The sequence below is a fragment of the Halomonas sp. ML-15 genome (assembly GCF_014779595.1).
In the GTDB taxonomy this organism is placed as follows: domain Bacteria; phylum Pseudomonadota; class Gammaproteobacteria; order Pseudomonadales; family Halomonadaceae; genus Franzmannia.
This window is the reverse complement of the sequence record NZ_JACXZT010000019.1, coordinates 2,182,575-2,200,522: the sequence shown is the minus strand read 5'-3', so window position 1 is coordinate 2,200,522 and position 17,948 is coordinate 2,182,575. Positions and strand designations below refer to the sequence as shown.

At 66.4% G+C, this 17,948-nt stretch carries 22 protein-coding genes; 7 read left to right on the top strand and 15 right to left on the bottom strand.

What is annotated here, in order from left to right; genetic code table 11:
* Positions 1 to 69 precede the first annotated feature (69 nt).
* The 7 genes from IEI94_RS22010 to radC all read right to left on the bottom strand — a co-directional run bounded on the left by IEI94_RS22010 (position 70) and on the right by radC (position 4,745).
* On the bottom strand, positions 70 to 516 hold the full coding sequence (locus tag IEI94_RS22010) for an acyl-CoA thioesterase (protein ID WP_191169436.1): 447 nt from the start codon (positions 514 to 516) through the stop codon (positions 70 to 72).
* 14 nt (positions 517 to 530) lie between these two features.
* Positions 531 to 854 carry a DUF2007 domain-containing protein gene (locus tag IEI94_RS22005; RefSeq protein ID WP_191169434.1) on the bottom strand — a complete coding sequence of 108 codons (324 nt, stop codon included), beginning with the start codon at positions 852 to 854 and terminating at the stop codon, positions 531 to 533.
* A 181-nt stretch (positions 855 to 1,035) separates the two neighbouring features.
* Complete coding sequence (locus tag IEI94_RS22000; protein ID WP_191169432.1) at positions 1,036 to 2,226, bottom strand: class I SAM-dependent rRNA methyltransferase; 1,191 nt, start codon at positions 2,224 to 2,226, stop codon at positions 1,036 to 1,038.
* Between the two features lie 104 nt (positions 2,227 to 2,330).
* Entirely contained in the window at positions 2,331 to 3,164 is an 834-nt protein-coding gene (mutM, locus tag IEI94_RS21995; RefSeq protein ID WP_191169430.1) for a bifunctional DNA-formamidopyrimidine glycosylase/DNA-(apurinic or apyrimidinic site) lyase, read from the bottom strand.
* A 116-nt stretch (positions 3,165 to 3,280) separates the two neighbouring features.
* Positions 3,281 to 3,436, bottom strand: coding sequence for a 50S ribosomal protein L33 (gene rpmG, locus IEI94_RS21990; RefSeq protein ID WP_021819788.1), 156 nt, complete (start codon positions 3,434 to 3,436; stop codon positions 3,281 to 3,283).
* Between the two features lie 23 nt (positions 3,437 to 3,459).
* Positions 3,460 to 3,696, bottom strand: a complete 237-nt coding sequence (rpmB, locus tag IEI94_RS21985; RefSeq protein ID WP_191169428.1) for a 50S ribosomal protein L28 — start codon at positions 3,694 to 3,696, stop codon at positions 3,460 to 3,462.
* Positions 3,697 to 4,070: 374 nt separating this feature from the next.
* On the bottom strand, positions 4,071 to 4,745 hold the full coding sequence (gene radC, locus IEI94_RS21980; protein WP_191169425.1) for a RadC family protein: 675 nt from the start codon (positions 4,743 to 4,745) through the stop codon (positions 4,071 to 4,073).
* A gap of 185 nt (positions 4,746 to 4,930) precedes the next feature.
* Here radC and coaBC point away from each other — a divergent pair, with 185 nt between their 5' ends.
* From coaBC to slmA, 5 genes are all read left to right on the top strand, one after another.
* Entirely contained in the window at positions 4,931 to 6,175 is a 1,245-nt protein-coding gene (gene coaBC / locus IEI94_RS21975; protein WP_191169423.1) for a bifunctional phosphopantothenoylcysteine decarboxylase/phosphopantothenate--cysteine ligase CoaBC, read from the top strand.
* Between the two features lie 17 nt (positions 6,176 to 6,192).
* Positions 6,193 to 6,663 carry a dUTP diphosphatase gene (gene dut, locus IEI94_RS21970; protein WP_191169421.1) on the top strand — a complete coding sequence of 157 codons (471 nt, stop codon included), beginning with the start codon at positions 6,193 to 6,195 and terminating at the stop codon, positions 6,661 to 6,663.
* Positions 6,664 to 6,692: 29 nt separating this feature from the next.
* Positions 6,693 to 8,090: a phosphomannomutase/phosphoglucomutase gene (locus IEI94_RS21965; protein WP_191169419.1), complete on the top strand. Its 1,398-nt coding sequence runs from the start codon at positions 6,693 to 6,695 to the stop codon at positions 8,088 to 8,090.
* A gap of 21 nt (positions 8,091 to 8,111) precedes the next feature.
* Positions 8,112 to 9,026, top strand: a complete 915-nt coding sequence (gene argB / locus IEI94_RS21960; RefSeq protein WP_191169418.1) for an acetylglutamate kinase — start codon at positions 8,112 to 8,114, stop codon at positions 9,024 to 9,026.
* An 87-nt stretch (positions 9,027 to 9,113) separates the two neighbouring features.
* A complete protein-coding gene (gene slmA / locus IEI94_RS21955) occupies positions 9,114 to 9,731 on the top strand; it encodes a nucleoid occlusion factor SlmA (protein ID WP_191169416.1) in 618 nt (205 codons plus the stop codon).
* 63 nt (positions 9,732 to 9,794) lie between these two features.
* Here the strand turns inward: slmA and rpoH are convergent, their stop codons facing one another.
* From rpoH to ftsY, 4 genes are all read right to left on the bottom strand, one after another.
* Positions 9,795 to 10,661, bottom strand: coding sequence for an RNA polymerase sigma factor RpoH (gene rpoH / locus IEI94_RS21950; protein WP_191169414.1), 867 nt, complete (start codon positions 10,659 to 10,661; stop codon positions 9,795 to 9,797).
* 171 nt (positions 10,662 to 10,832) lie between these two features.
* Positions 10,833 to 11,810: a permease-like cell division protein FtsX gene (gene ftsX / locus IEI94_RS21945; RefSeq protein ID WP_191169412.1), complete on the bottom strand. Its 978-nt coding sequence runs from the start codon at positions 11,808 to 11,810 to the stop codon at positions 10,833 to 10,835.
* Positions 11,807 to 12,475: a cell division ATP-binding protein FtsE gene (gene ftsE, locus IEI94_RS21940; protein WP_089658937.1), complete on the bottom strand. Its 669-nt coding sequence runs from the start codon at positions 12,473 to 12,475 to the stop codon at positions 11,807 to 11,809. Before ftsE ends, ftsX begins: the two co-directional genes overlap by 4 nt.
* A 3-nt stretch (positions 12,476 to 12,478) precedes the next feature.
* A complete protein-coding gene (gene ftsY / locus IEI94_RS21935) occupies positions 12,479 to 13,723 on the bottom strand; it encodes a signal recognition particle-docking protein FtsY (protein WP_191169410.1) in 1,245 nt (414 codons plus the stop codon).
* Positions 13,724 to 13,827: 104 nt separating this feature from the next.
* On the opposite strand from ftsY, the gene rsmD reads away from it, so the two are divergent.
* Together rsmD and IEI94_RS21925 are read left to right on the top strand one after the other, a co-directional pair.
* The gene (rsmD, locus tag IEI94_RS21930; protein WP_191169408.1) at positions 13,828 to 14,457 is read left to right on the top strand and encodes a 16S rRNA (guanine(966)-N(2))-methyltransferase RsmD; all 630 of its coding nucleotides are present in this window, start codon (positions 13,828 to 13,830) and stop codon (positions 14,455 to 14,457) included.
* Between the two features lie 87 nt (positions 14,458 to 14,544).
* Entirely contained in the window at positions 14,545 to 14,745 is a 201-nt protein-coding gene (locus tag IEI94_RS21925) for a cell division protein ZapB (protein WP_191169406.1), read from the top strand.
* Between the two features lie 3 nt (positions 14,746 to 14,748).
* Here IEI94_RS21925 and IEI94_RS21920 read toward each other — a convergent pair whose 3' ends face one another.
* Genes IEI94_RS21920 through IEI94_RS21905 form a run of 4 tightly spaced genes read right to left on the bottom strand, consistent with a single transcriptional unit; the run spans position 14,749 to position 17,850 of the window.
* A complete protein-coding gene (locus IEI94_RS21920) occupies positions 14,749 to 15,234 on the bottom strand; it encodes a GNAT family N-acetyltransferase (RefSeq protein WP_191169404.1) in 486 nt (161 codons plus the stop codon).
* Positions 15,227 to 16,066, bottom strand: coding sequence for a hypothetical protein (locus IEI94_RS21915; protein WP_191169402.1), 840 nt, complete (start codon positions 16,064 to 16,066; stop codon positions 15,227 to 15,229). Before IEI94_RS21915 ends, IEI94_RS21920 begins: the two co-directional genes overlap by 8 nt.
* Positions 16,063 to 16,374, bottom strand: coding sequence for a BolA family protein (locus tag IEI94_RS21910; protein WP_191169400.1), 312 nt, complete (start codon positions 16,372 to 16,374; stop codon positions 16,063 to 16,065). The genes IEI94_RS21915 and IEI94_RS21910 overlap by 4 nt, the downstream gene beginning before the upstream one ends.
* Before the next feature lie 60 nt (positions 16,375 to 16,434).
* Positions 16,435 to 17,850 (bottom strand): MFS transporter, encoded by a 1,416-nt coding sequence (locus tag IEI94_RS21905; RefSeq protein WP_191169397.1) that lies wholly within the window; start codon positions 17,848 to 17,850, stop codon positions 16,435 to 16,437.
* Positions 17,851 to 17,948: the final 98 nt, after the last annotated feature.

Below are 17,948 nucleotides of genomic sequence, written 5' to 3'. Positions count from 1 at the left end.
CGCTAAAAATCAGCAAAGAAGCCAAAATCGCGCCGCAATCACAAGAAAATATCCGGCCAGAAAGCCCTCTTACGATGGATCATTCTCTTCGATCAGCACGCTGCCATAGCGAGCGACGTACTCCGCCGGCATACGCCGCGGCCGACCGCTGGAAAGCTCGATACAGGCGAAGCGGGTGCGCGCCCGCAACAGGGTGCGGCCATCGTCGGGTCGCAGCAGCTGAAAGCGCCGCGCCAGCATCAGGCGGCCGTCGCAGGCAACGATCCAGGTCGCCAGTTCGAGGTGCTCCCCGACGAACGCCGGGGCCAGGTAGTCGAGCTCATGGCGATGCACCGCCATGCCTCGGTCGAGCTCACGATAGCGTGCCAGGTCCAGGCCTAGCTCGGCAGAGTGCTGCCAACTGACCGCTTCGATCCAGCGCAGGTACTCGGTGTTGTTGACATGGCCGTAGTCGTCGATCGCCGATGCCTTGACCTCGATGGGCAAGATATACGGGCTGGGCAGGTCCCACTGCATGCTCGATAGGGCTCCTATGGCTTGGCGCTACCGCACTGCCAGCAGGCATCAAACGCCCCCTCCAGGCGCTCGCCGCAACCCGGGCAGATCCAATCCTCTGCGGGCTGCACGGCTCCCTCGAGGCTCTGCTGAATCAGGCACCTGGCGCGCTCGGCGTTGTGCGGCGCCACCCACACTTCGGGCTCACACTCCCCCAGCGGCAGCTCGCCGGCCCCGCCGCCCAGGGTCATGTTGCGAAGTTCGGCGGGGATCTCGGCGGCACTCAGCACATTGTGCAGGTGACTGACCAGCAACCCATTGGAGTGGGCGAAGACGCGAATGTACCGAAAATCATTCATATGCACAGAGAAATTAGCGAGCGATGGCCAGGGCTAGGCCCGTTCCCGACGGGCCAACGCACTTCCCACATCCATGTGGGTCGCAAGGCAAAAATCGGCGCAAATGCGGAGTTTACGAGGTTGTAAATGAGCAATTTAAGCCGATTTTTAACGCCGTATGGCCGAGCGCAGCAATTTTTCCTCAATCCCGGAAGACGCGGACGCCGAGCGCTTTTAGATATGCGGTCTCGGGAATCGCCGGATGCACCGGATGATCCGGCCCCTGGTGGCCCTGGTAGATGACCTGGCCGTGACGATCCTGATGACGCACCGCGCCGCGCACGCACTCGACCAGCCGCTCCGGGGCCAGGTGCATGGAGCACGACGCCGAGAGCAGCAGGCCATCGCGTCCCAGCAGGCGCATCGCCTCGCGATTGAGGCGCGAATAGGCGCGTTCGCCGTTGGGGATGTCCTTGCGCTTCTTGATAAAGGCCGGCGGATCGAGAATCACCACGTCGAACTGCTCACCCTCGGCCTTGAGCGCGGCCAGCACTTCGAAGGCGTCGCCCTCGCCGATCGCCACCTGCTCGGCCACGCCGTTGAGTGCGGCATTCTCGGCGACGCGCTCCAGCGCCTCGCCGGAGGAATCGATACACAGCACCTCACTGGCACCGCTGGCCGCGGCCTGAACCCCCCAGCCGCCCACGTAGCTGAACACATCAAGCACGCGCTTGCCGGCCACCAGACCATTGAGCCAGGCGCGGTTGGCGCGGTGGTCGTAGAACCAGCCGGTTTTCTGACCGTTCAACACCGGCGCCACGAAGCGTACGCCGTTCTCCTCGAGCAGCACCTGCTCGGGCAGCTCGCCATGAACCACCTCGACGTGGCGCTCGAGCTGCTCCTGGCGACGCCCGGAGGAGTCGTTCTTGAACACGATCGCCCGCGGTGACAGCACCTTGTCGAGGGCGGCAATCACCTCTTCGCCGAGTCGCTCCATGCCCAGGGTGTTGAGCTGTACCACCAGCACGTCGTCGAAGCGGTCGACGATCAGGCCGGGCAGCAGATCGCCCTCGCCGTGCACCAGGCGGTAGAAGGGTTTGGCGTACAGCCGCTGACGCAGGCCAAGCGCTTGCTTGAAGCGATGCACCAGCAGCGAGCGGTCGAGGCGCACGTCGGGGTCGCGCGATACCACCCGGGCGCAGATCAGCGAATGCGGGTTGACGTAGGCCACCCCCATCGCCCTGCCGTTGGCGGCCTCGATCACCGCCTGGGCGCCAGGTTCGAAGCCCTTGAGCGGCGTCGCCTCGATGTCGACCTCGTTGGAGTAGAGCCACAGATGCCCCGCCTTGAGGCGGCGGTCGGCATTCTTCTTCAAGCGCAGGCGTTCAGTCACGAATATCTCCAACGATAGGTATCAAGCTAATAGGGGGCATTCTAGCATTCACGCGGGACTTTTCGGTTACCGGCGGAGGCTATGACGGCGATCGAATGTCGCCATCAGGTCTGACAGCGGCCGCAGAAAACGCTGGCACGCTGACCGAGGGTAATCAGCCTGAGCTCGGCGCCGCAGCGCCGACAGGGCTGCCCGTCGCGCCCATAGACGTTGAGACGCTGGGCAAAGTAGCCCGGCTCGCCGGTGCCGCTGACGAAGTCACGCAGGGTGGTCCCCCCCTGGGTGATGGCCGCCGCCAACACCTCGCGCACCGCGTCGGCGAGGCGCTGGTAGCGCTCGCGGGAGATGCGCCCAGCGGCGCGACGTGGATCGATGCCCGCCAGGAACAGTGCTTCACTGGCGTAGATATTGCCTGCACCCACCACCACCGCGTTATCCATCAGGAACGGCTTGACGCTGATGCGCCGGCCACGGGACATGGCATATAGCCGCTCGCCGTTGAAGTCTGGCGACAAGGGCTCAGGGCCAAGACGCGCCAGCCGCGGGTCGCTCAGTACGTTGCCGGCCAGCCAGTCGACGAAGCCGAAGCGGCGCGGATCGTGATAGCGCAGGATGGCGCCCCCCTCGAGCACCAGATCCACATGATCGTGCTTGCGCGGCAGGTCGCCGAGACGTGCCACCCGCAGGCTACCGGACATGCCGAGATGCCACAGCAGGGTGCGCTCGGCCGCCGACTCGCCCCCCGAAAGCGGCACCAGCAGGTACTTGGCACGCCGACCCAGGGCGCCGATACGCGCACCGATCAGGGCGTTTTCCAGCCCCTCCGGCACCGGCGTACGCAGGCGCCGCTCGCGCACGATCACCTCGCGGATCTCACGCCCCTCAACGTGGGGCGCAAGGCCGCGGCGAGTGGTCTCGACCTCGGGTAGCTCGGGCATGGCGGCGTCTCGTCTCGGCAATCGTCGGCGGGGCTGAGGCGCAACCAGAGACGCGAAAACCCGGCACCGGGCCGGGTTCAGCGTCAGGCTTGCGCCTGTGGAGGCCAGCAGATCGATTACTTGATCTTGGCTTCCTTGTACATCACGTGCTTGCGAACCACCGGGTCAAACTTTTTCATTTCAAGCTTGTCCGGAGTGTTCCGCTTGTTCTTGTCAGTGGTGTAGAAGTGGCCGGTACCGGCGCTGGACACCATTCTGATCTTGTCGCGCATGACTCGTTCTCCCTGGAATTCGCTTAAACGCGGTCGCCGCGCTTACGGATATCGGCGATCACCGCCTCGATACCCTTCTTGTCGATGATACGCATACCCTTGGAGGAGATGCGCAGCTTGACGAAGCGCTTCTCTGACTCCAACCAGAAACGGTGGGAATGCAGGTTAGGCAAGAAACGGCGACGCGTCTTGCGCTGGGAGTGCGATACGTTATTACCAGTCACCGGGCGCTTGCCGGTAACCTGACATACTTTGGACATGGGAGCCTCCAACCGCTTGGCCAGGTGTTCAAGACCTGAGTGTTCAAAACCTGTCGGGCAAACCGGGCCGGTAGAGCGGCTGATAACCGCTGCCTGCCCCCTTATTTAACCCAAGGGAATTCTAAAGGGTGCACTTTATACCAGACGCTACGATAAACGGCAAGCAGCGTGCCAAATATTGCCGGACTATCCGCGGCACCCACTAAGCAAGGAACGCCGGGGACAGGCCGAAGAGGAGGTTTGCGCCATGGATGGCGCAAGGTAGCGCCCAGGGACGGGTTTACAGCGCCTCCTCGTAGGCCTGTCGCCGGATCAGTTCCGAGCGATGCTGTTTACTGCGAAAACATTGCCACCCTGCACCGCCGACCGCACCTCTACAGCCACCCGCGTTCGGCGAAGGATATTACCTCACCGTCACCGACAACGAAATGGTCCAGCACGCGAATCTCGAACAGACCCAGCGCCGTGGTCAGCCGCTCGGTGATGCGCCGGTCGGCATCAGAGGGCTCGGCGACCCCGGAGGGGTGGTTGTGGGCGAAGATGATCGCCCCGGCGCCCAGCTCCAGCGCCCGCCGCGCCACCTCGCGCGGGTAGACCGAAGCGCTGTCGAGGGTGCCGCGAAACAGCGACTCGAAGCGGATCACCCGATGCTGGGTGTCCAGGAACAGCGCCGCGAACTCCTCGTGACCCAGATGGCGCAGGTGGGCCGAGAGAAAGGCCCTGACCAGGCTCGGCGAGGTCAGCGCCCCGCCGCGCTCCAGCTGGCTGGCCAGATGGCGCCGCGACAGCTCGAGCACCGCCTGTAGCTGCACGTACTTGGCCTCGCCCAGTCCGTGCTCGGCGCAGAAGCGCTCGCGCTCGGCCTCCAGCAGCGGACGCAGCCCGCCGAACGCCCCCAGCAGGTCGCGAGCCAGGTCCACCGCCGAGCGCCCCTTGACCCCCACGCGCAGGAAGATCGCCAGCAGCTCGGCATCCGAGAGCGCTTCCGAGCCCAGTGCCAGCAGTTTCTCCCGCGGCCGCTCACCCTCCGGCCAGTCTCGAATCGACATCGATGCCTCCCTGCTCTGCCAAGCTGAATGATCCGCCACCTGCGACGACCTGTCGGCAAGAAGCGACACATGAATATAAGCGTTTTGCCATTAAGTGTAGCGCGCCGCACGCCGAGCGCCCGGCTACGCAAAAAGCGGCGCCAATGGTAAGGTAAGGGGCTCCCCACAGCTGCTTGGAAGCTGCCATGTCATCGCTACTCGGCCAGCGCATCCTGCTCGGCATCAGTGCCGGTATCGCCGCCTACAAGAGTGCCCACCTCGCCAGGCTACTCAAGAAGTCTGGCGCCGAGGTGCGAGTCGTGATGACCGACGGCGCCCAGGCCTTTATCACCCCGCTGACGCTGCAGGCGCTGACCGGCGAGGCGGTACGCACCTCGCTGCTCGACCCCGACGCCGAGGCTGGCATGGGCCACATCGAGCTGGCGCGCTGGGCCGACACCCTGCTGATCGCGCCGGCCACCGCCGACCTGATGGCGCGTCTCGCCCACGGCCATGCCGACGACCTGCTGACCACCTTGAACCTGGCCAGCGAAGCGCGCCGCGTGATGGCCCCAGCCATGAACCAGGCGATGTGGCGCCACCCGGCGACGCAGCGCAACGCCGAACAGCTTGCCGCCGACGGCTGGCAGCTGCTCGGCCCCGATGCCGGCGACCAGGCGTGTGGCGATGTCGGCCCGGGGCGCATGCTCGAACCCGAAGAAATCGTGGCTGCGCTCACGTCGGCCCCGGGCGAGAGGGGCCCCGCCACCGGGCTGACCATCACCCTGACCGCCGGGCCGACTCGCGAACCGCTCGACCCGGTGCGCTACCTGACCAATCAGAGCTCCGGCAAGATGGGCTACGCGCTGGCCGCCAGCGCCGCGCGCCTGGGCGCTCGGGTGCGCTTGATCAGCGGCCCGGTGAGCCTGGCCACGCCGCCGGGCGTGGAGCGTATCGACGTCGAGACCGCCGAGCAGATGCACGCTGCCGCACTGCGCCTGGCGGTCGACAGCGACGCCTTTATCGGCTGTGCCGCGGTGGCCGACTACCGCGCCGCCGCGCCCGCGGCGCACAAGCTCAAGAAGCGCGACGACGCCGACGGCCTGACCCTCGAGCTGGTCAAGAACCCCGACATTATCGCCGCGGTGGCGGCCCTGCCCGCCACCGAGCGCCCGCTGGTCGTCGGCTTCGCCGCCGAGACCCAGGAACTCGAGCGCTACGCCGTCGACAAGCTGACCCGCAAGGGCCTCGACATGATCGTTGCCAACGACGTGTCGCTGGCCGGCCAGGGCTTCGGCGCCGACCACAACGCTGCTCTGCTGCTGTGGCGACGAGCCGATTCGACGACACCCGGGTGTCACCAAACCGCGACGCTCACCAAGGCCGAACTGGCCGACACCATCCTCCGCCACCTGCTCGAGCGGCTGATCGCTCGACAGGCCAGCGAATAGCACCTTCAGGACACATCATGACCGCACCCGCAGACCGTCCCCGCCTCGCCGTCAAGATCCTCGACCAGCGAGTCCGTGAGTTTCCGCTGCCCCACTACGCCACCCAGGGCTCCGCCGGCATGGACCTGCGCGCCCTGCTCGACGCCCCGCTGACGCTGGCCCCCGGCCAGTGCGAGCTGGTGCGCACCGGGCTCGCCGTGCATATTGCCGACCCAAGTCTGGCCGGGATGATCCTGCCCCGCTCCGGTCTGGGGCATAAGCATGGCATCGTGCTTGGCAACCTGGTCGGCTTGATCGACTCCGACTACCAAGGCGAGCTGATGATCTCGGTGTGGAACCGCGGCACGGCAGCCTTCACGCTGGAGCCCTTCGAGCGCCTGGCACAGTACGTGCTTGTACCTGTGGTGCAGGCCGAGCTCGAGGTCGTCGACGACTTCGACACCAGCCTGCGTGGCGATGGCGGCTTCGGCAGCTCCGGTCGCCACTGACCCCCGGATAACGCAAAAAGGAATTGCCCATGACCCCTGAACAGAACATCGCCGTCCCGGCCTCGATCTTCCGCGCCTACGACATCCGCGGCATCGTCGACGAGACCTTGACCGAAACGAGTGTCGAACTGATTGGCCGCGCCATCGGCAGTGAAGCCGCCGCCCGCGGCGAATCGACGGTGGTCGTCGCCCGTGACGGCCGGCTCTCCGGGCCGCGCCTGACGGCGGCCCTGACTCGCGGCCTGACCGCCGCCGGGCGCGACGTGATCGATATCGGCATGGTGCCGACCCCGGTGCTCTACTACGCCACCCATGTGATCGAGGGCACCCAGTCCGGGGTGATGGTCACCGGCAGCCACAATCCCCCCGACTACAACGGTTTCAAGATCGTGCTCGGCGGCGAGACGCTGTCCGGCGACGCCATCACCGCCCTCTACCAGCGCATCGTCGACAACGACCTGAGCGACGGCCAGGGCAGTGTAAGCGAGCAGGACGTGCGTGACGCCTACCTGGCGCGGATTCTCGGCGACGTCAGCCTCGCGCGCCCGCTCAAGGCGGTGGTCGACTGCGGCAACGGCGTGGCCGGCGAACTGGGTCCCAAGCTGATCGAAGCGCTTGGCGCCGAGATGATCCCGCTATTCGCCGAGATCGACGGCACCTTCCCCAACCACCACCCGGATCCCGGCAAGCCCGAGAACCTGGTCGACCTGATTCGCACCGTCAAGGAGACCGGCGCCGACATCGGCCTGGCCTTCGACGGCGACGGCGACCGCCTCGGCGTGATCACTCCCGCCGGCGAGCTGATCTACCCCGACCGACTGATGATGGCCTTCGCCGAGGACATGCTCTCCCGCAACCCGGGAGGCAAGGTGATCTTCGACGTCAAGTGCACCGGCAACCTGGCCCAGGTGGTCGAGGCCGCCGGTGGCACCCCGGAGATGTGGCGCACCGGCCACTCGCTGATCAAGGCGCGCATGAAGGAGACCGGCGCCCTGCTGGCCGGCGAAATGAGCGGCCATATCTTCTTCAAGGAGCGCTGGTACGGCTTCGACGACGGCCTCTACGGCGCCGCACGACTGCTCGAGATCCTCTCCAAGCAGGGCGACGATGCCGACACCTACTTCGCCCGCTTCCCCCAGGACCTCGGCACGCCGGAGCTCAATATCACGGTGACCGACGAGACCAAGTTCGACATCGTCGAGCGCCTGGCCCGCGAGGGTGACTTCGGCAACGACGGCATCAAGACCACCCTCGACGGCATCCGCGTCGACTACCCCGACGGCTGGGGCCTGTGCCGCGCCTCCAACACCACACCGGTGCTGGTGCTGCGCTTCGAAGGCAAGAGCGAGGCGGCCCTGGCACGCATTCAGGCGCAGTTCGGCGCAGCCCTGACCCGGGTTGCACCGGACGTCGAACTGCCCTACTGACCCGTACACAGAGGACCTTTGATGACCGACCAACAGACCCGCGACCCGCAGCTGACCGTCGAGGTACTATCCGAAGCGCTGCCCTATATCCAGCGCTTCTCAGGCAAGACCGTAGTGGTCAAGTACGGCGGCAACGCCATGACAGAAGACACCCTGATCGACTCCTTCGCCCGCGACATCGTGCTGCTCAAGGAGGTCGGCATCAATCCGGTGGTGGTCCACGGCGGCGGGCCGCAGATCGGCGACCTGCTGGCCAAGCTCAAGATCGAGTCGCGCTTCGTCAACGGCATGCGGGTCACCGACGCCGAGACCATGGACGTGGTGGAGATGGTGCTCGGCGGGCTGGTCAACAAGGGCATCGTCAATCTGATCAACCAGGCCGGCGGCAAGGCCATCGGCCTGACCGGCAAGGACGGTTCGCAGATCCGCGCGCGCCAGCTCAAGGTGCATCATCAGACCCCAGAGATGACCGTTCCTGAGATCATCGACATCGGCCATGTCGGCGAGGTGGAACATGTCTCCACCGACCTGATCGAGATGCTCGCCGAGCGCGATTTCATTCCGGTGATCGCGCCGATCGGCGTCGACCACGCGGGGCACAGCTACAACATCAACGCCGACCTGGTCGCCGGCAAGGTGGCCGAGGCACTATGCGCAGAGAAGCTGATGCTGCTGACCAACGTCGCCGGCCTGATGAACGCCGAGGGGGACGTGGTCACCGGCCTGTCGACCCAGCAGGTCGATGCGCTGATCGCCGACGGCACCATCCATGGCGGCATGCTGCCGAAGATCCGCTGCGCCCTCGAGGCAGTCAAGGGCGGCGTGGCCAGCGCACATATCATCGACGGCCGCGTGCCCCACGCCACGCTATTGGAAATCTTCACCAACGCCGGGGTCGGCACCCAGATCACCAAGACCGCGTCAGCCAGCGAGTAAGCCACCGGCACTCGACTCACGACGGGTTTGCCCCGCCGCGAGGGCAACAGTAGGATGAGCGGACAACGGGATCATTAGAAGAACATCATGACGCAGGAAAATTCGAAAACGAACCGCCGGGAGCAGATCCTCCAGGCGCTGGCGCTGATGCTCGAAGAGGACAGCGGCAAACGCATCACCATCGCCGCCCTGGCGCGCCAGGTGGGCGTCTCCGAGGCGGCACTCTACCGCCACTTCCCGAGCAAGGCGCGGATGTTCGAAGGGCTGATCGAGTTTATCGAAGAGACCCTGTTCGAGCGTATCCGGCGCATTCTCGATGAGACGCCCGAAGCACTGCCGCGCTGCCAGCAGATCCTCACTCTGCTGCTGGGCTTCGCCGAGAAGAACCCCGGCCTCACCCGGCTGCTGGGTGGCGATGCGCTGACCGGCGAGACCGCGCGGCTGCGGCTGCGCATCCATCAGCTCTTCGAGCGTCTCGAGACCCAGCTCAAGCAGGTGCTGCGCGAGGCCGAGCTGCGCGAGCGGCGGCGCACCAGTATGCCCGCGTCGGCGGCTGCCAATCTGCTGATGGCCCACGCCGAGGGGCGCATCTCGCAGTACGTGCGCAGCGACTTCCGACGCCGACCCACCGAGTACTGGGAAGACCAGTGGCAGCTGCTCTCGGCCCAGCTACTGCTGGACGTGCCCAGTCTGGCACGCGCCTGAGCGGCCCCAACGACAACGCCCGGACCATTGGCCCGGGCGTTGCACATCAGGAATGGTAGCTGATCACGCTACCAGCGCATCTCCGATCTGCAGCTTGATTTTCTTCATGGCGTTCTTCTCGAGCTGACGGATGCGCTCGGCGGAGACGCCATAGACATCGGCCAGCTCATGCAGCGTCGCCTTGGGCTCGTTAAGCCAGCGGCGCTCGAGTATATCGCGTGAGCGCTCGTCGAGCTCTTCCAACGCCAGCTGCAGACGGCGGGTCGAGTCCTCTTCCCAGTCGCTGTCTTCGAGCTGGGTGGCCGGGTCGAAGCGAGCATCGTCGAGGAAGTGCACCGGCGCCTGATAGCTCTGTTCGTCGTCGTCACCGGGGGAGGCGTCGAAGCCGGCATCATAGGCGGTTAGCCGCCCTTCCATCTCACGCACCACCTCGGGCTTGACGTCGAGGTCCTTGGCGATGGCATCCACTTCATCGTTGTTGAGCCAGGCCAGGCGCTTCTTGGCACTGCGCAAGTTGAAGAACAGCTTACGCTGCGCCTTGGTGGTGGCGATCTTGACGATGCGCCAGTTACGTAGCACGAACTCGTGTATCTCGGCCTTGATCCAGTGCACGGCGAAGGAGACCAGGCGCACGCCCTGATTGGGATCGAAGCGCTTGACCGCCTTCATCAGACCGACGTTGCCCTCCTGGATCAGATCGGCCTGAGGCAGGCCATAGCCGGAGTAGCTGCGTGCGATGTGCACCACGAAGCGCAGATGCGACATGACCAGGCGGCGTGCAGCCTCCAGATCGCTATGTTCATGCAGACGAAACGCCAGTTCGCGCTCCTCCTCCGCGGACAGTACTGGAATACGGTTAACCGCCTGAATATAACCATTCAGGTCGTGGCCGGGAGATAGATGACCAACAGGCTGAAGACGGGTACTCATGTGACGAGGGTCTCCAAAATTGCCTAATTCGATGAATGCCGGTACGTAACGATGGATAACCGTACGACCCTGTTTAGCTGCCTAACTATCTTGTCACATCTGCGACACCGCCTAGCCGGCAAAGTTCCGCCTGCCCGCGCCACTCGAATGGCGTCAGCGATGCCGCTCTGCCTACTCTGGGCGCATTTCGGCGAGGTGTCTGCTCACCGCAATCCACGCCCCCAGCAGGCCAAGTAGTGTACTAGAAAACAGCAGAATTGCCGAGCCCATGGCGTCCAGTCGCGGCAAGCTGAAGTGTGCGCCGTAGCTCTCGGCCAGCGCCGTCACCGGGGCCGCCAGCCACTGCCCGCCCAGGCTCAGCAGCGCCCAGGCCAGCAGACCGCCGCCCAGGCCATACCAGGCGCCGCTGTAGAGAAACGGGCGGCGCACGAAGGCATGAGTCGCACCGATCAGCGTCACCACCTGAATCTCCTGGCGACGGCTCTCTACCGCCAGGCGAATGGTGTTGCCAACGATCAACAGTACCCCAAGCCCGAACAACACCGCCAGCGCCAGCGCCACCCGGCGCCCCAGCTCGGCGAGCTGCGCCAGCCGTTCGATCCAGGCCAGATCGAGGCGCACCTCATCGACACCGCTGACCGTCTCGAGCTGGTCGGCCAGCGCACGCACCGCGTCAGGTCGCGTCTCGCGGGGCGAGACCACCACGCTGGCCGGTAACGGATTATCCTCGAGGCGCCCCAGAGCATCGGCCAGCCCCAGCGAATCCTGAAACTCGGCCATCCCCTCCGCGGCGGTGATCAACCGCGTGGCGTCCACCTCCGGGTGGGCCCCTAGCGCTTCGTTGATACGCATCGCCTGTGCCTCGTCGACACCGGCCTCGAGATAGGCGGTCAGGGTCGCGCTCTCATCGAGCTCGGCATCGAGCAGCCGGGCGCTGTCGAGCACCAGCCATAGCGCCGCCGGCAATACCAACGCAATGGCGATGGCGAGCATGGTCAGCAGGCTGCCCAGAGGGTGGCGCAGCAGCCGACGTGCGCTGTCGAGGCACATGGCGCGATGGTGGCGCAGCCAGCTACGCAGCCGGCTGCTGGTGCGCGTCTGATGGCTCCGCGCCCCACGCCGCGGAGCTGGCTGAGCACCACCGCTCATGCGGCCTCCTGGTCGGCCACCAGGCGACCCTCGCGCAGCTGCAGCACGCGGTGGCGCAGGCGCGCGATCAGTGCCAGGTCGTGGCTGGCGATCATCACCGTGGTACCGATACGATTGAAATCCTCGAACAGGGTCATGATGTCGGCGGAGAGCTGGGGGTCGAGGTTACCGGTAGGCTCGTCGGCAAGCAGCAGCGACGGCTTGTTGACCACCGCCCGGGCGATGCCGACGCGCTGTTGTTCACCGCCGGACAGCTCGATGGGTAGCGCCTTTTCACGGTGCAGCAGGCCGACCTTGTCGAGGGCGGCACGCACCCGCCGTGCCGCCTCGCGGGGCTCGACGCCCTGGATCTCCAACGGCAGCGCCACGTTGTGGTAGATCGAGCGGTCAAATAGTAGCTGGTGGTCCTGGAAGACCACGCCGATCTGGCGCCGGTAGAAGGGCACCTGGGAGTGGTGCAGGCGGTTGATGTCGTGACCGGCGACCAGCACCCGCCCGCGGGAGGGCCGTTCGAGGCGCATGATCAGCCGCAGCAGCGAACTCTTGCCGGCACCGGAGTGGCCGGTGAGAAACAGCATCTCGCCGCGCTCGACCTGGAAGTCGATATTGGCCAGCGCCTCGAAGCGCCCGCCGTAGCGCTTGCCGACGTGTTCGAAGGCGATCACGGTTCAGCGTTGCTCGTCGCGGGCGAACAGCGCATCGACGAAGTCTCGGGCTTCGAAGGGGCGCAGGTCGTCAAGGGTTTCACCGACGCCGATATAGCGGATCGGTGTGCCGAGTTGCTTGGCCAGGGCGAAGATGATGCCACCCTTGGCGGTACCGTCTAGCTTGGTCAGGGTGATGCCGGTTACCGGCACTGCCTCGTTGAAGGTAGTCGCCTGAGAGATGGCGTTCTGGCCGGTGCCGGCATCGAGCACCAGCATCACCTCGTGGGGTGCCGTGGCGTCGAGCTTGCCCATCACCCGCTGGACCTTCTTCAGCTCCTCCATCAGGTGCCCCTTGTTATGCAGACGCCCGGCGGTGTCGGCGATCAGCACGTCGATCTTGCGGGCCTTGGCGGCGGCCACCGCGTCATAGATCACCGAGGCGCTGTCGGCACCGGTGTGCTGGGCAATCACCGGCACGCGGTTGCGCTCGCCCCACACCTTGAGCTGCTCCACCGCCGCGGCACGGAAGGTGTCACCGGCGGCCAGCATCACGCTGCGCCCTTCGGCCTGAAAACGTTTGGTCAGCTTGCCGATGGTAGTGGTCTTGCCGACGCCGTTGACGCCGACCATCAGGATCACGAAGGGGCCTTCGCCCTTGGGCGGCATAGCCAGCGGCACGGCCACCGGATCGAGCATGGCGCTGAGCTCATCCTGGAGGGCACGGTAGAGCGCCTGGGGGTCGGCCAGCTCCTTGCGCGAAACCCGCGCCGAGAGACTGTCGATGATCTCGCTGGTGGCCTCGATGCCAACGTCGGCCATCAGCAGCTGGGTCTCGAGCTCCTCCATCAGGTCGTCGTCGATCTGCTTCTTGCCCAGAAACAGGTCGGCGATGCCGTCGGTGAGGTTGGCGCGGGTCTTGCCCAGCCCCTGCTTGATACGCGCCAGCCAGCCACGCTTTTCCGGCGCAGTATCGCTCTCGGCCAACGCTGGCGGCTCGGGCTCGGGCTCGGGCTCGGGCTCGGGCTCGGGCTCGGGCTCGGGCTCGGGCTCGGCAGCAGTATCGCCCAGCGCCTCGCGCGCCGCCGCCTGCTCATGCTCAGTGGGAGTTATCTCGATGGCGGCCTCGACGGGTGTCGGCTGATCAGCCTCCCTCTCGTCTTCGCCCTGCAGGATCTCATCGTGCTGCGATTCGTCGAGCGCCTGCTCATCCTTGGGCGACTGCTGGGACTCGTCCTGCTGCTTCTTGCGCTTGAAAAATCCGAACATGGGCGTGATCTGACCTCGGCACCTGGAGAATCGCGAAACAATCGGCTCATCCTACCACCGCCGGCGGTGACTGTGGATAAGCCGGGCGGTACAATTCCGCCACCATGACTCGACGCCGCTCCCCCTCTCACCGCCGCCCCAGCGCCCGCACCAACAAGGCATCCGGCCGCCTGCGCATCATCGGCGGCGAATTTCGCCGTCGGCTGTTGCCGGTACTCGACCGCCCTGGCCTGCGCCCCACACCGGACAGGGTGCGCGAGACGCTGTTCAACTGGCTGGCCGGCGCGCCACACGGGGCGCGGGTACTGGACCTCTACGCCGGTACCGGCGCGCTAGGCCTCGAGGCGCTATCGCGGGGTGGTTGCCAGGCTCACTTCGTGGAAGGCGACGCCGCCGTGGCCAATGCCCTGCGCGACAACCTCGCCACCCTCGGCGCCAACGGTCAGGTCACCGCCGGCGACGTCCTGGCCCTGCTCAACGCTCCCGCCGATGCGGCGGCACCCTATGCGCTGGTGTTTCTCGACCCGCCGTTTCGCCAGGGCCTTGCCGAGCCGAGCTGTGCGGCGCTGGAGGGCGGCGGCTGGCTCGCCGAGCGGGCCTGGATCTACCTGGAAACCGAAGCCGAGCTGACGCCCCAGGTGCCCGCCAGCTGGATACTGCACCGCGAGGTGCGCGCCGGAGACAGCCACGGCCGCCTCTATCATCGCCTGTCGTCGCCCGACGACGCTTGCTGAGCCGCGCCACGCATCGTACGCTTCGCCCAGGCCGACCCCGGCATCCCGTCCGGGCCCTAGACGCCGCAACCGAATCAGGAGACCAGGATGAGCATCGAACTCTTCAATCAGCTCGAGCAGAAAGTCGGCAACGCCGTCGAGGCCATCGAAATGCTCAAGATGGAGGCCGAAGAGCTGCGCGAGGAAAATGCCCGCCTGAAGCAGGAGCACGACGAGTGGCAGCAGCGCCTCAGCGGCCTGCTGGAGAAATTCAACGAACTCGACGGCAGCGGAAACGGCGGCGCCTGAGCCTCAGTCGCGGGAGTCGGCGAGCGGGAAGGACATCAGCAGCGCATCCTCCCGCGCGCCATTTCCATCGAGTGGAGGATAGTAGCCGCGCCGCACGCCGTCGTCGCGAAAGCCGGCGCCTCGATAAAGCGCCAGCGCCGCTTGATTGGAGGCGCGCACCTCGAGCAGCAGCCGCTCGCTGCCCCAGTTGCCAGCCTCGTCGATCAGCGCCGTCAACAGCCACCCAGCCAACCCCTGGCGTCGCGCCCAAGGCGCCACGGTGATGGTCTGCAGCTCGGCATCGAAGGGCTGACGGCTCAACACCGCAAAACCGCAAAGCCCTTCACTAGCCTGCTCGCCCTGCCCAACGCCCAAGACGCTGCCCTGCGGGTCGGTGAGTGCCCCCATCAGCTGCACCCGCGACGAGGGGTGGGCCTGGCCATGGGTCTCGATCCGCTCCACCGCCTCCAACCAGTCGGCATCCAAGGTCAGCAGCCAGGGCTCAAACATTGCCGGCCTCATCCTCGCTGAACCCGTCAGCGGCGCCTAACCAGGCCTCTCGCCACTCGCCAAGCCGCGGCAGCAGCGCGCGTTTGGCGGCGGCGTCGTGGCTCAGCTCACCAAGCGAAGGGCCCTGCCAGGCAGGTAGCTGCAGCAGCCCGCAGTGCCCCGACTCGATCGCCAACACCTGGGCCAGCGGCGGTGCCTCGCCGAACAGCAGCAGCCGCTCGGGGCGCCAACCGCCGCGCCGACGCCCCTCCAGGAAGGCGCGCAGGCCGTCGCGGGCCTCATCGAGGGGCGCCTCCACCGGCAGCTCCTCCATCATCGGCCATTGGAACGCCTGGAATACCGGCGGCTCGGCCAGATGGATCCCGGCAGCATGCAGCAGGTTAGCCAACAAACGCCGGGACACGGCATCCGGCGCGCTGGCGTGAGGCAGCACCACCAGCCAGCGGCCCTCCAGGGCAGCGATCTGCAGGCTGAAGCGCAGTGCCTGCTGGGGCGTTTGGGAGGCATTAGTGGTTGGCGGCGGGGTAGTGTCAGGCTCGCGTTCGGCGATCGGCTCCTCGTCGGTCACCCCCAGCATGGCACGCGCCTTGCCACGCCGCGGAGGCTTGGCGGGGGGCGGATCCGGATCTTGCGGCGCCGACGCAGGGGAGCGAGCCGGCACCTCGTCGAGCAGCGCATGCAGCCGCTGCGACGGCGCCGGCGTCTCTGGCACCTCGGGCGCCGGCCAGTCGCAGGCCGGCGTTTCCTGAGCGTTGGGCAGGCGGTAGCGTGCCACCCAGGCGGTAACGCCCATGGCACTCAGATACTGCAGACGCTGCGGCTCGCTGGTCACGCCCCGCTGCCACCGCGGCAGTCGGGCGAATCCGGCCGCTGGCCGCTGCGCGCCTGCCACTCATCCGGGGTGTAGGGGTGCAGCGCCAGGGCGTGCACTGGCCCGGCCAGCTCATCGGCCAGCAGCGCATAGAGCTGCTGGTGTCGCTTGACCGGCATCATGCCCTCGAAGCGCTCGGAGACCAGCGTGACCTTGAAGTGGGTTTCCGACTCGGGTGGCACATTGTGCCGGTGGCTCTCGTTCTCCACCGTCAGCCAGATGGGCGACAGCGTCTTGAGCTTGTCCTCGATCTGCGCCTGAATGCTCATGGTGGTTGCCTCGTGGTAATCGCGTCGTGAAGAAAGCGGGAATAGCGCCATTGTACTCTTTCAGTCCGGCCCCGGCGACGCACGTTGGGTAGGCGCCGCCTGTGCACCAGGCGCCAGCGGGACACGCCGCAGGCTGACCACCACGGCCAGCGCGCAGGCCCCGCAGCCCAGCCATAGCGAGGCCTGCACCGAGCCCGCCCCGAGCGCCAGAAACACCCCCACCAGCGCCACGCCCAGGGACTGACCGATGGTACGCGTGGTGCTCATCATCCCCGAGGCATTGTTGCTACGCGCCTTGGAGACGCTGCTCATCATTTCGCGGTTGTTGGGCGCCTGGAAGAAGCCGAAGCCGAGCCCACACAGCGCCGTGCGCCATAAAATATCGAGAATACCGGCGCCCTGGGGCAGCAGCGCCAGCGCCACCAGGCCGACCAGCAGCATGCCAAGCCCCAGCGTCGAGAGCAGACTGGGATTGAAACGGTCGGCCAGGCGCCCGGCCAGGGGCGCGGCAAACATGATGGTCAGTGGCCAGGGGGTAAACAGCCAGGCGGTCTGCAGCGGCGAGAATCCCATCTCCTGCTGATAGAGAAACGACAGGGCGATAAACGCCAGCCCCTGGCCGACGAAGGCCAGCCCCGAGACCACGATCGCCAGCGTGAAACGCGGCTCATCGAACAGGGAGAGCGGCAGCAGCGGGTGGCTCGCCCGGCGCTGACGGCGCAGAAACAGCCAGCCGGCCACCAGGCTTGCCAGCATCAGCCCCAGCACTTCCCACCACGGCGCCTGGTGACCGGCACCGTCCATGGCCAGAAAAAAGCTGGCCAGCATCGCCGCCGAGAGCAGCGCGCCGGCGATATCGAATCCGCCGCGGCGGCGAGGCTCGGCGGGCAGCGCCCTCACGGCCAGCGTCAGCGCCAACAGCCCTACCGGTACATTGAGGGCAAATAGCCATGGCCAATCGGCAAACGACAGGATCACCCCGCCCAGCGTCGGTCCCGAGGCGTAGCCGGCGGCCACCACCACCGCGCTGAGCCCCATCGCCGAGCCCAGCAAACGAGTGGGAAAGATCAGCCGGTAGATCGATGGCCCGATCGACAGCGTAGCCGCCGCCCCGAGGCCCTGCAGGGCACGAAATGCCAGCAGCATTTCCAGGCCATTGGACAGGGCAGCACCCAGCGAGGCCAGGGTGAACACCACTAGCCCGGCGATATACAGCCGGCGCCGGCTGACCAGCTCGCTGAGGGAAGCGAACAGCAGCAGAGTGGCGGCGCAGACGATCTGGAACAGGCTGACCACCCATACCGCCCGCGCCGCGGATATCTCGAGGTCGCGGGCAATCGACGGCAGGGCGATATTGATCATGGTGGTATCGATCACCGCCATCAGGGTGCCGACCATCACCACCAGCACGGCAATGCGGCGCTCGCGGCCGGGCAGGCCATCGTCATCGGGGCGGGTCTCGAACAGTCGGCTCATCGGATATCCTGGGGGCTACTGACGCGAAAAGACCGGCCGGGGCCGGTCTCGACTCCCCGCGGGGAGGTCCTGCTGGGTAAGCGGCAACGGCGGCCGCC

What these genes read in the sequence shown, in the direction of transcription:
- mutM (WP_191169430.1), bottom strand. Translation starts at nt 3,164, where the DNA reads ATGCCCGAGCTACCCGAGGTCGAGACCACTCGCCGCGGCCTTGCGCCC.
- ftsY (WP_191169410.1), bottom strand. Translation starts at nt 13,723, where the DNA reads ATGTTCGGATTTTTCAAGCGCAAGAAGCAGCAGGACGAGTCCCAGCAG.
- IEI94_RS21910 (WP_191169400.1), bottom strand. Translation starts at nt 16,374, where the DNA reads ATGAGCATTCAGGCGCAGATCGAGGACAAGCTCAAGACGCTGTCGCCC.
- slmA (WP_191169416.1), top strand. Translation starts at nt 9,114, where the DNA reads ATGACGCAGGAAAATTCGAAAACGAACCGCCGGGAGCAGATCCTCCAG.
- IEI94_RS21925 (WP_191169406.1), top strand. Translation starts at nt 14,545, where the DNA reads ATGAGCATCGAACTCTTCAATCAGCTCGAGCAGAAAGTCGGCAACGCC.
- IEI94_RS22010 (WP_191169436.1), bottom strand. Translation starts at nt 516, where the DNA reads ATGCAGTGGGACCTGCCCAGCCCGTATATCTTGCCCATCGAGGTCAAG.
- radC (WP_191169425.1), bottom strand. Translation starts at nt 4,745, where the DNA reads ATGTCGATTCGAGACTGGCCGGAGGGTGAGCGGCCGCGGGAGAAACTG.
- argB (WP_191169418.1), top strand. Translation starts at nt 8,112, where the DNA reads ATGACCGACCAACAGACCCGCGACCCGCAGCTGACCGTCGAGGTACTA.
- rsmD (WP_191169408.1), top strand. Translation starts at nt 13,828, where the DNA reads ATGACTCGACGCCGCTCCCCCTCTCACCGCCGCCCCAGCGCCCGCACC.
- ftsX (WP_191169412.1), bottom strand. Translation starts at nt 11,810, where the DNA reads ATGAGCGGTGGTGCTCAGCCAGCTCCGCGGCGTGGGGCGCGGAGCCAT.
- IEI94_RS21905 (WP_191169397.1), bottom strand. Translation starts at nt 17,850, where the DNA reads ATGAGCCGACTGTTCGAGACCCGCCCCGATGACGATGGCCTGCCCGGC.
- rpoH (WP_191169414.1), bottom strand. Translation starts at nt 10,661, where the DNA reads ATGAGTACCCGTCTTCAGCCTGTTGGTCATCTATCTCCCGGCCACGAC.
- IEI94_RS21965 (WP_191169419.1), top strand. Translation starts at nt 6,693, where the DNA reads ATGACCCCTGAACAGAACATCGCCGTCCCGGCCTCGATCTTCCGCGCC.
- coaBC (WP_191169423.1), top strand. Translation starts at nt 4,931, where the DNA reads ATGTCATCGCTACTCGGCCAGCGCATCCTGCTCGGCATCAGTGCCGGT.
- rpmB (WP_191169428.1), bottom strand. Translation starts at nt 3,696, where the DNA reads ATGTCCAAAGTATGTCAGGTTACCGGCAAGCGCCCGGTGACTGGTAAT.
- IEI94_RS21920 (WP_191169404.1), bottom strand. Translation starts at nt 15,234, where the DNA reads ATGTTTGAGCCCTGGCTGCTGACCTTGGATGCCGACTGGTTGGAGGCG.
- dut (WP_191169421.1), top strand. Translation starts at nt 6,193, where the DNA reads ATGACCGCACCCGCAGACCGTCCCCGCCTCGCCGTCAAGATCCTCGAC.
- rpmG (WP_021819788.1), bottom strand. Translation starts at nt 3,436, where the DNA reads ATGCGCGACAAGATCAGAATGGTGTCCAGCGCCGGTACCGGCCACTTC.
- IEI94_RS22005 (WP_191169434.1), bottom strand. Translation starts at nt 854, where the DNA reads ATGAATGATTTTCGGTACATTCGCGTCTTCGCCCACTCCAATGGGTTG.